At 48.5% G+C, this 14090-nt stretch carries 10 protein-coding genes and 2 pseudogenes; 5 read left to right on the top strand and 7 right to left on the bottom strand.

The window, feature by feature from the left end:
- The first annotated feature begins 181 nt into the window (after window positions 1-181).
- Both LG52_RS07670 and LG52_RS07665 read left to right on the top strand, forming a co-directional pair.
- The gene (locus LG52_RS07670) at window positions 182-1558 is read left to right on the top strand and encodes a D-serine ammonia-lyase (RefSeq protein ID WP_044731479.1); all 1377 of its coding nucleotides are present in this window, start codon (window positions 182-184) and stop codon (window positions 1556-1558) included.
- 58 nt (window positions 1559-1616) lie between these two features.
- Window positions 1617-1721 (top strand): annotated as a pseudogene (locus LG52_RS07665) (acetyltransferase); the annotation flags it as partial.
- A gap of 88 nt (window positions 1722-1809) precedes the next feature.
- Here LG52_RS07665 and LG52_RS07660 read toward each other — a convergent pair.
- The 7 genes and pseudogenes from LG52_RS07660 to LG52_RS07630 form a co-directional block, all read right to left on the bottom strand.
- Window positions 1810-2463, bottom strand: coding sequence for a cyclase family protein (locus tag LG52_RS07660; protein ID WP_044731478.1), 654 nt, complete (start codon window positions 2461-2463; stop codon window positions 1810-1812).
- A complete protein-coding gene (locus LG52_RS07655) occupies window positions 2460-3284 on the bottom strand; it encodes a carbon-nitrogen hydrolase family protein (protein WP_044731477.1) in 825 nt (274 codons plus the stop codon). Before LG52_RS07655 ends, LG52_RS07660 begins: the two co-directional genes overlap by 4 nt.
- 1 nt (window position 3285) lies before the next feature.
- Entirely contained in the window at window positions 3286-4659 is a 1374-nt protein-coding gene (locus LG52_RS07650; RefSeq protein ID WP_044731476.1) for a purine-cytosine permease family protein, read from the bottom strand.
- A 79-nt stretch (window positions 4660-4738) separates the two neighbouring features.
- Window positions 4739-6187: an aldehyde dehydrogenase family protein gene (locus LG52_RS07645; protein WP_044731475.1), complete on the bottom strand. Its 1449-nt coding sequence runs from the start codon at window positions 6185-6187 to the stop codon at window positions 4739-4741.
- A gap of 30 nt (window positions 6188-6217) precedes the next feature.
- The gene (gene speB, locus LG52_RS07640; protein WP_044731474.1) at window positions 6218-7192 is read right to left on the bottom strand and encodes an agmatinase; all 975 of its coding nucleotides are present in this window, start codon (window positions 7190-7192) and stop codon (window positions 6218-6220) included.
- Between the two features lie 257 nt (window positions 7193-7449).
- Window positions 7450-7689: pseudogene (locus LG52_RS07635) on the bottom strand (zinc ribbon domain-containing protein); the annotation flags it as partial.
- Window positions 7690-7746: 57 nt separating this feature from the next.
- Window positions 7747-9141: a sigma-54 interaction domain-containing protein gene (locus tag LG52_RS07630; protein WP_044731472.1), complete on the bottom strand. Its 1395-nt coding sequence runs from the start codon at window positions 9139-9141 to the stop codon at window positions 7747-7749.
- Window positions 9142-9305: 164 nt separating this feature from the next.
- On the opposite strand from LG52_RS07630, the gene gabT reads away from it, so the two are divergent.
- The 3 genes from gabT (at window position 9306) to LG52_RS07610 (ending at window position 14088) form a co-directional block, all read left to right on the top strand.
- Window positions 9306-10652, top strand: coding sequence for a 4-aminobutyrate--2-oxoglutarate transaminase (gene gabT, locus LG52_RS07625; protein ID WP_044731471.1), 1347 nt, complete (start codon window positions 9306-9308; stop codon window positions 10650-10652).
- A gap of 501 nt (window positions 10653-11153) precedes the next feature.
- Window positions 11154-12491, top strand: coding sequence for an aspartate aminotransferase family protein (locus LG52_RS07615; protein WP_044731470.1), 1338 nt, complete (start codon window positions 11154-11156; stop codon window positions 12489-12491).
- A gap of 178 nt (window positions 12492-12669) precedes the next feature.
- Window positions 12670-14088, top strand: a complete 1419-nt coding sequence (locus tag LG52_RS07610) for a sodium:solute symporter (RefSeq protein WP_044731469.1) — start codon at window positions 12670-12672, stop codon at window positions 14086-14088.
- Window positions 14089-14090: the final 2 nt, after the last annotated feature.

Raw genomic sequence — 14090 nt, 5'->3', positions numbered from 1 at the left:
AAGTTTTCGTGAAACTGAAAAGGGATGAATGATGGCAACGTCAAAAGTTCTATAAACATTCCAAATGAGTATCGTGAGGCATTCATAGGATCGAATTCGCCCCTGACCAGCAACCGCAAAAAAGAGGCGAAAGAGTTGTCAAGGGAGACGGGGACAAACAAAGAATTAAGGAGGAAGCCATATCGTGTCCGGAAAAACCATACAAGAGTGGGGAAGAGAGTTTCCATTATTGAAAAACATCATGGCAACGGAAGCGGTATTTTGGCGCAATCCAAAATATCGCGCGTTTGAGCAAGCGGTGCGAACGATTTCTTTAGGCGAACGCGATGTCAAGGAGTCGGAAGAGCGATTGCGCCGCTTTGCCCCTTATATCGCAAACGTGTTTCCAGAGACGCGAAATACAAATGGAATCATTGAATCTTCTTTGGTGCGGATTCCGAACATGCAACGGCGTTTGGAAAAGATGTTTCAGACAAACATCGAGGGGGAGCTGCTGCTAAAATGCGACAGCCATCTTCCCATCTCCGGGTCGATCAAAGCGAGAGGGGGCATTTACGAAGTCTTGAAACACGCGGAAGATCTTGCGCTCGCAAACGGTATGATCGCCATGGGAGACGACTATGCGGTCATGGCCAGCGAAGAATTCCGGCAGTTCTTTTCCCGCTATTCGCTTGTCGTCGGTTCGACAGGAAATTTAGGCTTGAGCATCGGCATCATCGGGGCGCAGCTTGGGTTCAACGTCACCGTTCATATGTCAGTCGATGCCAAACAATGGAAAAAAGACCTGTTGCGAAGCAAAGGGGTCACCGTCATCGAACATCTCACTGATTACAACAAAGTGGTGGAAGAGGCGCGAAGACAGTCGGCACAGGATCCGACCTCGTATTTTATTGATGACGAAAATTCGATCCATCTGTTTTTAGGCTATGCGGTGGCGGCGTCGAGGCTGAAACAGCAATTAGAGGATATGAACATCGTCGTCGATGAGGACCATCCACTGTTTGTGTATCTTCCTTGCGGCGTTGGCGGCGGTCCGGGCGGAGTAACCTTTGGCCTGAAACTCGTGTATGGGGATCATGTGCATTGCTTTTTCGCTGAACCGACGCATTCGCCTTGCATGCTGCTTGGGTTGATGACAGGACAGCACGACCGCGTGTCGGTGCAAGAGTTTGGCCTCGACAACAAGACCGAAGCGGACGGATTGGCAGTGGGGCGGCCTTCGGGATTTGTCGGGAAAATGTTAGAACACGTCATCAGCGGCGTATACACGGTGGATGATCAAACGCTTTACCGCTTGCTCGCGGCCATGGTCGATACAGAGAATATCCGTTTAGAGCCATCTGCATTGGCAGGGGCGGCGGGGCCTGTTTGGCTGTTTCGTTATTCGGCGGGACAAACGTATTTAGAGGAAAACGATTTGAAAGAAAAAATGAAAAACGCCACCCATATTGGCTGGGCGACGGGCGGAAGCATGGTGCCAAAGGATGTGATGGACGGTTATTATAGGGAAGGGGAACGGATTGAAAAAGAGTTGGGAGACTGTTTTCCTCAAGGATGATGAGCAGGCGGCAGAGGAAATGAGGAACTCGCCAGAACGTTTTGATGGCGGGACCGTCATGGCAATCGGCGACAATGGGGTCATCGCCTCAGGCACGGTTGTGATGAAAGATGTTCCGGCCAATGCGGTAGTTAGCGGAAGCCCGGCGAAAATCATCAAATGAACCGGGTGGTGAAAACGCAGCTTGATCAGACCAAAAACGCCCCGCACCTAAAGAAAAGGACGGGGCGTTTGGTTGTTGCCGCTCTTCTTCATTCTCCCCATTGCACCGCCACCGCCCGAACGGGCGAACCGTCGCCTCCGGGCAAGGAAAGCGGCAGGGCGATGATGTACGGGTCATCAAAATCGATTTGCTCGAAGTTCGCAAAATTTTCCCCGATCACCCCGTTGGCGCCAAGAATGAGTTCATGGGCGCGGAACGAAGAGCCGTCGGGCGGATCGATGTTGAGCGCGTCGATGAAAAACGTGCGGACGCCGCGTTCAAGCATCGCTTCAATCACATCCGGCGCAACGTACGGATGGCGGAAATACCGCTCCGTTCCGGTATAGCGCGACCAACCGGTGTGAAAAAGAACGATCGTCCCTGGCGACAGCTTCGGGATATACGGGGCGGCATCGGCCATCGTCACCGCCTCGCCTTCCGCTTTTCCCGTTGCGTCGATCACGAGCCCGCGGCCGAGAAAATAGGCAAGCGGCACTTCATTCAACCGCCAGCCGTGCTCGCAAAAATGGAACGGCGCATCGACGTGGGTGCCGCTGTGCGAACCGAGCACCAAGCGGCTGACGTGATAGCCGTCCCGAGCGAACGTCGCCGCCGGTTCGATCTCGGGCTTCGGGTCGCCGGGGTAAATCGGGGTGTGGGGCGTGAGCGGCATGGACAAATCAATGATTTTTTTGATGTTCATTTCTCCTTCACCACCCATGCTTGATAAACATCTGTCCGTCGTTCGTCCATCATGGTGTAAAAGTTTTTCTTTAACCTTTGGCGCTCGTTTTGATCGATCATTGCGTGTACGAGTTCTTCCCGTCCATCCATGTTGGCTGCGGCTATTTCACTTCCATCCGGCCCATAAATAGAGGATAAACCAAAGAAATGGAAAGAAGAAGACCGTCCGATTTGATTGCATGCAGCCACATAAACCGTATTATCGATCGCACGTGCCATGGCGAATTTTTGAAACGGTGCATGAAAGGGAGATTCCCAAGCGCATGGAACGAGAAGAAGCTCGGCTCCATGGACGGCTAGGTATCTTGCTAATTCTGGAAAAGCTAAGTCCCAACAAATCATTAGACCAATGCGGCCGAGTTCTGTATCCACCAGCACCGGCTCGGCTCCCGAAGAAAACCAGTTTTTTTCGAAAGGAGTCAAGTGGATTTTTCGATAATTGCCTATACATTGTCCACTGGGATGAATCAACATAAGAGAGTTGTATATATTTTCTGCACGATCTTTTTCAGCGTATCCGTAGGCAATATACAATTGAAATTTTTGAGCAAGCTGGCTCATGTGCTGAAACGTAGGGCCGTCCCATGTTTGGGCCGCCTCTTTCAGCGTTTCCGATAATACGTAGCCAGTGGTGCAAAGTTCCGGGAACAGAAGAAGATGGACATTAGGGAACTTTCGCTTGCACTCATTGATGATAGCCTCCATTTTGGCCAAGTTGGCGCCAATGTCGCCGTTCGCCGGCGCCATCTGCGCCAACGCGATGTCAAACGATCGATTCATATCATCCCTCCAAGTTAGTGGGAGATTCAAGCTCCATCGTATTCGTGCTTGCCAATATTTGTTTTGTCCATTTCATCAACCCAAAATAAACAGCCCCCGATAAAAGAAACGTCAGCATGGTGGAGCCGACGGCAAGTGGATGAATGTACGTAAAATAATAGGCGAAGACAGCTCCAACGATATAGGTGATGTAGGCGGCGATGTTGACTCCTTTTTGATAACGATATTGACCTTTTGTATCGTACAAAATATCTTCCGCGTCGTATACCCCTTTTTTGATAAAAAAGTAATCAACGAGCACAATCGCAAACACAGGAATGAACAACGTGGCAATCAGCATAATGAAGTTAAAGAAATGGGACATCAGCACTTCTTTCAGCAAGGCGCCAAGCGTGCAAATCACTCCCATGATCAACGTCGGTTTCCAAAAGCCCGCGCGCGGGAAGACGTTCATAAACGACATTGTGGCGCTATATAATGCCATGACATTGGTCGAGAGTACAGAAAAGAAAACGACGATAGACGCGATCAATCCAAATCCGTAAGCCGCAAGGAGAATGGTGGGATCATAAGTCCGTTCCATGTTCGAGGCAATGCTGAAGCCGCTGACAACGGCCCCAAGCCCCATCGCGACAATGGACGCGACAAGATAACCAAAATACGTTCCCCAAAACCCGCCTGTTTCGGAGCGGCAGTTGCGGTTGAAATCGCAAACTGTCGACATCCAAGAAAAAGCGGTGGCGACGACGATGTCAAAGGCTATGATCGTGGTCACGGATGGATGCTCGCTCAATTTCATTTCGACGAGTGTCGAAATGTCGTAAGTCGTAAAAATTTTGTAGAAAACAAGGAAAGATAAAATCAACATGGCAATCGATATATATTTTTCAATTCGTTCCACCCCTCGGTGGCCAAAAATCGTAATGATCACAACAAGGAGCTCCGTTAAGATCACAAATAGGTTGATATTGCTGTATCCAGTCGTGTAATGGACGGCATAATTCAGGCTAAGGCCAGCCATATAGGCTTGAATCCAGCTCCAGCCGATTAAAATGATCGTGTTGACAAAGGCGGGAAGGATGGCTCCTTTTTGTCCAAAAGCTGCTCTTGTCATCACCATTGTAGGGAGTCCGGTGCGGATGCCGATGTTTCCAGTAAGGGCGAGCGGAATGGCGCCGATCGCCGAACCGACAACAATCGCCAGCATGGCGTTGGCGAAGGAAATGTCAGGAACAAACATCATTCCTGTCATGACAGTGGTAATCACAACATTCGCCGCAATCCAGAGGGTAAACGTGCTAAAAAAGTTCATGCTCCGTTCGTTCATCGGGGTCGGCCGAATATCATCATGACCCAACCGTTCTGTCCATTTCATGAGGATCATTCCTCCTTGATTTTTTTATTTTAAATATTCAGAATAATAAACCTGCACTGATTTCGTCCTAAGGACGAAATCAGGAGTGCGATGGATACCATCCGAGTGGTTGGCCATGTTGGCTGATGTTCACATGCTTTGTTTCCGTAAAAGCGGCAAATCCTTGCGGCCCAAGCTCCCGGCCGATTCCGCTTTGTTTCATGCCGCCCCAAGGGGCATCGACATAAGGAGTGTGATAGCTGTTTATCCAAATCGTTCCTGCTCTCAATTTGCCGGCGATTTGTTCCGCCCGTTCGAGATTTCGGCTGAATAGGCCAGCTGCTAGTCCGTATATCGTATCGTTCGCCAAGCCGATGGCTTCTTCGTCATGTTCAAACGGTTGTACGGTAATAACAGGACCAAAAATTTCTTCTTGGACGATGCGCATGTCTTGACGGACGTGGGTGAAAACGGCAGGGGTGAGATAATACCCCCGTTCTTTGATTCGTTCCCCTCCCTGTAGCAGCACTGCTCCCTCCTGCAAGCCGATCTGGATATACGTTTCCACTTTTTCTAAATGTGAGGAGCTGATTAACGGCCCCATCTCAGTGTTTTCCGCGAAAGGATCTCCGATGCGGAGGGACGTCAGTCTTTTGACCAACTGATCGATAAACGAATCATAAACGTGTCGATGAACGAGAATGCGCGAAGCAGCCACACACACTTCCCCTTGATTGAAGAAGGAAGCAAACAGCGCCCACTCGACGGTGCTCATAAGATCCGCATCGTCAAAAATGATCAGCGGGGATTTTCCGCCGAGTTCCAAAGACACTCGCTTCAAACGACGAGCGCATTGTTCGTAAATCCATCGTCCGGTTTTCGTTCCGCCAGTAAACGATATTTTTTCCACATCAGGATGTGTCACCAATGTTTCTCCAACCGGCGAACCGCCGCCAAGCACGAGATTAAACACGCCGGGCGGGAGGCCGATGGAATCGATCAGCTTCGTCAGTTCCATGAACGATAGCGGAGTCAGTTCTGATGGCTTAAACACCACTGTATTTCCCGCCGCAAGCGCCGGAGCCAATTTCCATATCCCCAATAAGAGCGGGAAATTCCAAGGAACGATGAGGGCGCATACCCCGATCGGTTCCTCAATGATTTTGCTTGTCGTGCCATCGGTTCTTTTCTTTTCCTCGATGGTCCGTTGCTCAACAAAATCGGCGTAGTAACGGAGGCATTGGATCGAATCACTGACATCGAGGCGCGACTCGCGAATCGGTTTTCCTGTATTCAACGTCTCGATCGAAGCGAATGTTTCGGCGTTTTTTTCCAACAGATCCGCCAATTGGCGAAGCGCAGCAATCCGCATGCTCGGATTGGATGGCCAATCGGTGTATTGAAAGGCGTGATGGGCCGCTTGGATCGCCTCTACGGTTTGTGACTGGGATGCTTCATTGATTTCTATTATGATTTCCTCATTCGCGGGATTGATGATGGCTCTTGTTTTCCCTTGTCCTTTGCTCCATTTTCCATTGATATACACCATGGAAGGCTGCCCCTTTTCGTTAAAATGGTTTTATGTCGTTTTCGCTGCCGACAGGGTGTTTGACTGCGCCCGCTTTTTCTTTAACGCCACAAGTGTAATCATCTCATACATAATGGCAGAAGCCAATACCGCTGTAATTTCTCCGCAGTCATAAGCAGGCAATACTTCGACGAGGTCAAATCCGACAATATTCAGCCCGTCAAGCCCCCTTACGTATTCGAGCGCCTCATAACTGGTCGGCCCGCCCACTTCCGGTGTGCCAGTACCCGGGGCAAAAGCAGGATCGACAAAGTCTATATCGTAGGAAACGAAAACGGGTTTGTCCCCGACGCGTTGATGAACGCGGCGCATCACTTCGGAAAAGCCGATCTGCCGGACTTCTTTCATCGGAATGACTTCGAAGCCAAGCCGCTGGGCATCCTCGATATCATCAGCGCTGTAAAGCGGTCCGCGCATGCCGATTTGGATCGAATGGTCCACATCAAGCAACCCTTCTTCGACGGCGCGGCGGAACGGCGTGCCATGCATATATTTTTCTCCATAGTAATGGTCCCAAGTGTCACTGTGAGAATCAAAATGAACGAGTGCGATGGGGCCAAAGCGCTCATAAAAAGCTCGTAAATTCCCCAACGTAATGGAGTGATCGCCCCCCATGATAATGGGAACGACATCATTCTTCAACAACGGCCGCAGCTCTTCGACGATGCGATCATACGTGCGGAGCGCATTGCCGGGAATGACATCAATATCCCCGAAATCGACGCCGGAACAATAGGCAAAAATATCAATATCCATATCTGGATTGTAAGGGCGAAGCAAGACAGAAACACTGCGAATGTGCTGTGGGCCATATCGTTGTCCAGTTCGGTTCGATGCCGCGGTGTCAAAAGGAACGCCAACTATGACAAAATCGACATCGTCTGTTGTTTTGATTTGTTCCAACCGCATAAAGGTGCGAACTCCGCAAAAGCGGGGGGACAGGGAAGAATCTTTCGGTTTGTACATGTCAAGACCTCCTTGGGCATTCAAAATGCTCTCATAGTCTTTAAAGCAAAAAATGTGCCAAGAATGCAGAAACAAAAAGGCCCGTAAGCGGGTTTGTTTTTCATATAAGTAGCGGCGCTTACGGGTCTTCTTTTTCTCATCGGATTGAACGCTCTCCCACCTACGCTTGCGCTTCGAGGTGGGAGATTCTCGGGAACCCCCGCCCTGCGGCAGGCTGTTCACCAAGCCATCCCCGTGCGTCCCACGGTTCAGCTGTCTTACGAAGACAGCAAACGAAGCCCTTCCTGCAAAATATTTCGGGCGGCGTTCTCGTCTCGATCGTGTTCAGCTCCGCAGTTTGGGCACACCCACTCGCGGATGTCGTGCGATTTCACCTCAACATGCCGGCGCCCGCAGCACGAGCACAATTGGCTCGATGGAAACGTGCGGCCGACACGGACCACCGTCCGCCCGTACCATTTCGCTTTATACTCGAGCATCCGAAGCAAGCGCCCCCACCGGTTTGGAATGATAAAAAAGGATGGATGAAAACATGTCATGCAAAAATGTGAATTTTAATCCATTTTTGAATCAATACGGTACTTTTTTAACTTTCGTACGACCGTTGGCTGGCTGATGCCAAGATAATCAGCCATCTCATACGTTGTTTTGCATTGTTTGACGGCGCGCAGAAGCCATTGCCGTTCCACTTGTTCAATGGCTTCTTTTAATGTCGATGGTTCGTTCCCTTTTGCTAACGGCGGATGGATTGCAATCGCCTCTGGATGTTGATGGATGAAAAAAGGGAGATATTCTGGATAAATGGCTCTCGTTTCAGAGGTAATGACCAATCGCTCGATCATATTTTCCAACTCTCGCACGTTGCCTGGCCAATTGTAGTGAATCAGGTGATCAACAATGGATGGATGGAAGTATTTATCCATATGGTATTTTTTATTAAACTTTTCCAAAAAGTATTGCGCTAACATGAAAATATCTTCTTTTCTCTCGCGCAAAGAAGGAACATAAATCGGGATCACATGTAAACGATAAAATAAGTCTTGGCGAAACTTCCCCTGCTTTATCATCTCCTCTAAGTCCCGATTGGTCGAGGCAATCAACCGAAAGTCGACCGATCGTTCTTTCACCCCTCCAACGCGTATGACCTTTTTCTCCTGCAGCACTTTCAGCAGTTTCGCTTGCATCGAAAGTGGAAGTTCGCCAATTTCATCAAGGAAAAGAGTTCCTTTGTCGGCCAATTCGATCAGCCCTGGTTTTCCTGTTTTTTGCGCTCCGGTAAACGATCCTTTTTCATAGCCGAACATTTCCGATTCAAACAATGATTCAGGAATGGCGCTGCAGTTTACTTCAATAAACGGTTCATTTCGCCTTGGACTATTGAGGTGGAGGGAACGGGCGAATACATTTTTTCCGACTCCGGATTCGCCAAGGAAAAGGACAGTCGCATCTGACTGGGCAACGCGGTGTACGAGCTTCCAAACCCGTTCCATCGCCTTGCTTTGAATGACAATATTTTCTGGTTTCAATTCCCCTATTTCCATTTGATAATGTTCCATCTGTTTTCTTAGTTTTTCATAGTCTTCTTTCAAACGCTCCAACTCTGTTAAATCATGCGAAAAACTGATTACCCGAACAATGCGGTTTTGTTGATCAAATACCGGTACGCCTGTCGCCATGACAACCCGTCCGGTTGCGGTTTGCTGCATGAGTTGAACCTCTTTTTTCTCCCGTAATACTCTGGCTGTCACCGAAGGGCAAAAGATGTTTTCTTTTTCTAATTGATAGACAGACTTTCCGACTAAATAAGAAGCGTCCTTTCCGTAAATGGACAAGCAATTCGGGCTGGCGCGGAGAACGATTCCGTTTTCGTCTGTAATCACAATATTATCGTTGGATGATCTCAATATCGCATCCAATTCTAATTCTAAAATGTCGGCGATCCGTTGCATGTATGTTCCCTCCCGGTGATTTGTCTGCGATTCTATTTACTAACTTTATCTAAAGAAGCGAAAAAATCCTCTTTCCTTGTTATATGATTTGCCGCAAAGTTTTTGGCATGTTTTTTGCTTCTATACAAGGTGAGTCAATAGGATGAGGATGGAGGGAAATAAAGGTGAAAGCAGAAACAAAAAAATGGATCCACGTTAAAACAGCGATCCCTGGTCCGAAAGCAACTGAACTTTTGCGGAGAAAAGAGGAGCACGTCCCGCGGGGGCCGTTTAACACCGTACCGACGTTTGCGGTAAAAGGGGAGGGAGCGCTCTTAACCGATGTGGATGGAAATACGTTTATTGACTTGGCCGGGGCGATCGGCAGCCTCAATGTCGGCCATTGCCCGCCGAAAGTGGTGCAAGCGATCGGAAAACAAGTGGAGCAGTACATTCATCCGTGTTTCCATGTCATGATGTATGAGCCATATATTGAGTTGGCCGAGACATTGAACCGCATCACGCCAGGTAAACATCCAAAAAAGACCTTTTTCTTGAACAGCGGGGCAGAGGCCGTCGAGAATGCCGTCAAAATCGCTCGAAAGTATACTGGGAGAAGAGCCATTCTCTCTTTTGAAAGAGGGTTTCACGGGCGGACGTTGCTTGCGATGTCGCTGACGAGCAAAGTTAAACCGTATAAATTTGGATTCGGCCCCTTTGCGCCCGACACGTACAAACTGCCGTATCCGTATTATTACCGAAAGCCGGCGGGCATGACAAACGAAGAATTGGATGCTGAGCTTTTGCAGCGGCTTGAGGACTTTTTTCTCTCGGAAGTTCCGGCAGAAGACGTAGCCGCGATTATGATGGAGCCTGTGCAAGGAGAGGGTGGGTTTATTGTTCCGTCAAAAACGTTTGTCCAAGGGGTCAAACACATTTGTGAAAAATACGGAATTTTGTTTATTGTTGATGAAATTCAGACCGGATTTGGGCGAACGGGGAAGATGTTCGCCATCGAACATTTTGATGTGGTGCCCGATTTGATTACCATGTCGAAGTCAATCGGAGCAGGGGTGCCGATCAGCGCAGTGACAGGAAGAGCTGAAGTTATGGACGCGCCAAATCCAGGAGAAATCGGCGGGACATACGGGGGCAGCCCGCTTGGCTGCGTGGCCGCTTTGGAAGTGATTCATATGCTGCAGCAGGAGCGGCTCATTGAGCGCGCCAATGCCATTGGGGAAACTGTCATTAAGCGGTTCAGACAGTTGCAGGAGAAATATGAGACGATTGGGGATGTACGGGGGCTTGGAGCCATGGTGGCCATTGAATTTGTCACCGATGCAAAGACGAAAACGCCGAATAAGGAGTTAACGGCCGCCATTTTGCGAGAATGCCATCAACGGGGCGTCATCGTCATGAGTGCGGGTCTATACAGCAATGTCATTCGCCTCTTAACGCCGCTTGTCATCACCGATGAACAGTTGGAGGAAGCATTGGATGTCATCGAAGAGGTCATTGCTGAATTGGCATGATGAGTGATTCCTCGTCAAACGACTGATGGAAACTTCGTGATGTGGTCGAAAAAAGGTGATGGTGACATCGTGTTTTTGGACCGTGCCACCTTTTCGTGGTGCGGTTTTTTAATTTGAAACTCATCTCTTCACTACGAGGAAATGTTTCCTGAAAGAAGAACAATCTGTGTTGATTCAAAAATGAATTTTTTGATTCAAAAATGAATGAGATCGGCTGCTGGATGGGAAGTAAAGCTATAAAACAGGAACTTAATAAAAGTAATTCACAAAAAATGGCTCTTCACCAAAAGTTGTACTTGATTTTTTCTGAACATACCCTATTTACGCTTGTGAGGGAAAATCAGCACGTTTTGCATATCTTTGTGCAGGAAACCGTATTGCTTGTCAAGTACATGTTGTGGTGAAGAGCCCAAAAAATATAGAATAGGTTAAAAATTGGAATAAAATTTGCATCTTCGTTTTCGATGAACAAAAATGCCTTGACCAAAGGGGGAGTTGTGCGTGACAGAGAACAACTGGATGCCTCTCTTTCACAAAATGCCCGATTTGCTTGCGCCAACGATGGCGAAAGACCATCCGAATCTGCCGGTTGTCAAGGAAGAGGGATGCTACTATTACGGATTGGATGGAAGAAAATATCTTGATTTTACTTCTGGTATCGCCGTGGCGAATACGGGTCATCGTCATCCAAAAGTCGTGCATGCCATCAAAGAGGCTGCAGACCGCCTGATACATGGGCCGAGCGGCGTCATCATGTATGAATCAATTCTGCGCTTGGCCGAAGAGCTGACGAAAATTTTGCCGGGAGGGCTTGACTGCTTCTTTTTTGCCAACAGTGGAACAGAAGCGATCGAAGGTGCGATCAAATTAGCGAAACACGTGACGCGACGGCCATACGTCATTTCATTTACCGGATGTTTTCATGGGCGTTCGTTAGGGGCGCTTAGTGTCAGCACATCGAAAAGCAAATATCGGAAATACTTGCAGCCAAACGGGTTGACGTATCAACTTCCATATGCCAATCCAAAGGATTGTTCGGTAGGAGAGGATCCCGATGCGTATTTCGCCGATAAGCTCGAACGTGATGTAGCGTCTTTGTTTGCCCATCAAGTGACTCCCGAAGAAGTGGCATGCATGATTGTAGAGCCGGTGTTGGGAGAAGGAGGATATATCGTTCCTCCGAAAGGGTGGCTTCGCAAAATGAGGGAAATTTGCGACCACCATGGAATATTGCTCATTTTCGATGAGGTGCAGACAGGCTTTGGCCGCACAGGTGAATGGTTTGCCGCTCAAACGTTTGGCGTCACGCCGGATATTATGGCAATTGCCAAGGGCATCGCTTCCGGTCTTCCATTAAGTGCAACAGTGGCTTCGAAAGAATTAATGAAACAGTGGCCGCTCGGCAGCCATGGGACAACCTTTGGCGGCAACCCCATCGCATGTGAGGCGGCGCTGGCGACTTTAGAAGTATTTAGGGAAGAAAAATTGTTGGAAAATTGCAGGGAAGTTGGGGAATACGCGCGAAAAAAACTGGAGGTTTTAAAAAGGAAGCATTCCGTCATTGGAGACGTGCGTTCGATCGGACTCATGATCGGCATTGAGATCGTCCATCCGCATACTGGCGAACCGAATGGGAAGGGAGTGATGAATATTTTGAATCGTTGTCTGCAAAAAGGTGTTCTTTTCTATCTATGCGGCAATCAAGGAGAAGTGATTCGCATGATCCCGCCGCTGATCGTGACAAAAGAACAGATTGACGAAGGATTAAGCATGCTGGACGAAGCGTTGACCGAATATGAAGCGGAAATCGGTGTGCATTCATTCGTTTCTGGAAAATGAAAAAGGGGGGCGCATGTCGATTGCGGCTTGGAGATTTGACATGTTCGGGGATCAACGTTGTGCCTCACTGAAAGAATGAAGGGCTTTCTGCTGTCTTCCTGATGAAAGCGTCTTGAAAGCAAAATGTTTTTCGAAAAATGGCAGCGATTTCTGATAATAAGAGGATGGGGGAATGGTTATGAACGCACTGGATACTGGGGTTCTCCTATGTTATTTTCTCGTATTGATCGTCGCAGGGATTTTGGGGGCGAAGCGGGCGAAAACCGCCGAAGATTTTGCGTTGGCAGGCCGAAATCTCGGACTATTTGTCTATCTTGGATGTCTGTCCGCTGTGATTTTGGGCGGTGCTTCAACGATTGGAACGGCGAAGTTAGGATATCAATTTGGAATTTCGGGCATGTGGTTTGTCTTTATGATTGGTCTAGGCATCGCGGTGCTCGGCCTGTTTTTTACGAATCAAATTTACGGCGCCAACGTGACCACGATCAGTGAGCTGCTTGGACGCCGTTACAATCAAGAAACGCGTTTGATCAGTGCGTTGGTTGCCGCGATTTATACGCTGATGGTTTCGGTGACACAAGTCATCGGGATGGGAACGATTATTCATTCCGTTTTAGGTTGGAGCATGACAGTTTCGATGTTAGTCGGCGGGGGAATCGTGTTGTTTTACACGATTCTCGGGGGAATGTGGAGCGTTACGATGACAGACATTATTCAGTTTATCGTGATGACAGTCGGCATTTTCTTCGTGATGTTGCCGATGAGTTTGTCCCATGTCGGTGGATGGGAGTCGCTTTTGGAACGACTGCCAGCGTCGCATTTTGATCTGACGTCCATGGGATGGGCGAATATTTTCCAATATTTCTTGCTCTATACATTAGGAATGGTTGTATCACAAGATATTTGGCAGCGGGTGTTTACTGCCAGAACAACGAAAATTGCCCGAAGCGGCGCAGTGTACGCCGGCTTGTACAGTGTTGCCTATGCATTGGCGTTAAGCGTCATTGGCATGTGCGGGGTGATTGTTTTCCCGAATATGAACGATCCGCAAAACGTATTTGCCAGCATGTCATTAGAGATTCTGCCGCACGGCTTGTTGGGGCTCATTTTGGCAAGCGTATGTTCCGCCCTGATGTCAACGGCTTCCGGAACATTGCTTGCCTCGTCCACTCTGTTATCGTATGATATTTTGAAGCAATATTGGCTCAAAAATATGAGCGATCGGCAGTTTGTCCTTTTGTCCAGAATGATGACGTTAGCGGTTGGGATTGTCGCCATTATCTTTGCTATTTGGATTCAGGACGTGCTGGTGGCGCTCGATGTCGCCTATGCGATTCTGTCAGGGGCCATTTTCGTGCCAGTGGTTCTCGGTTTCTTCTGGAAGCGGGCAACGGCGAAAGCTGGTTTTTATTCCATTATGACTAGTTCCGTCGTTGTGCTGGCTGGTTTAGCGATGGAGGGATTAAGTTCGACCAATCCGATTATGTATGGAATTGGGGTGAGCATCGTTTCTATTGTGGTTTTTTCTTACATCTTTCCATCCTCGAATCTGAAAGAGGGGAATAAAATGATAGAGGATCAGCAACATGTCCTATAAAC

It is taken from the genome of Geobacillus kaustophilus (genome assembly GCF_000948285.1).
Taxonomy (GTDB): Bacteria; Bacillota; Bacilli; order Bacillales; family Anoxybacillaceae; genus Geobacillus; species Geobacillus thermoleovorans_A.
Note: the sequence above shows the minus strand (reverse complement) of the source record. Positions and strands in the feature narration are given on the sequence as shown.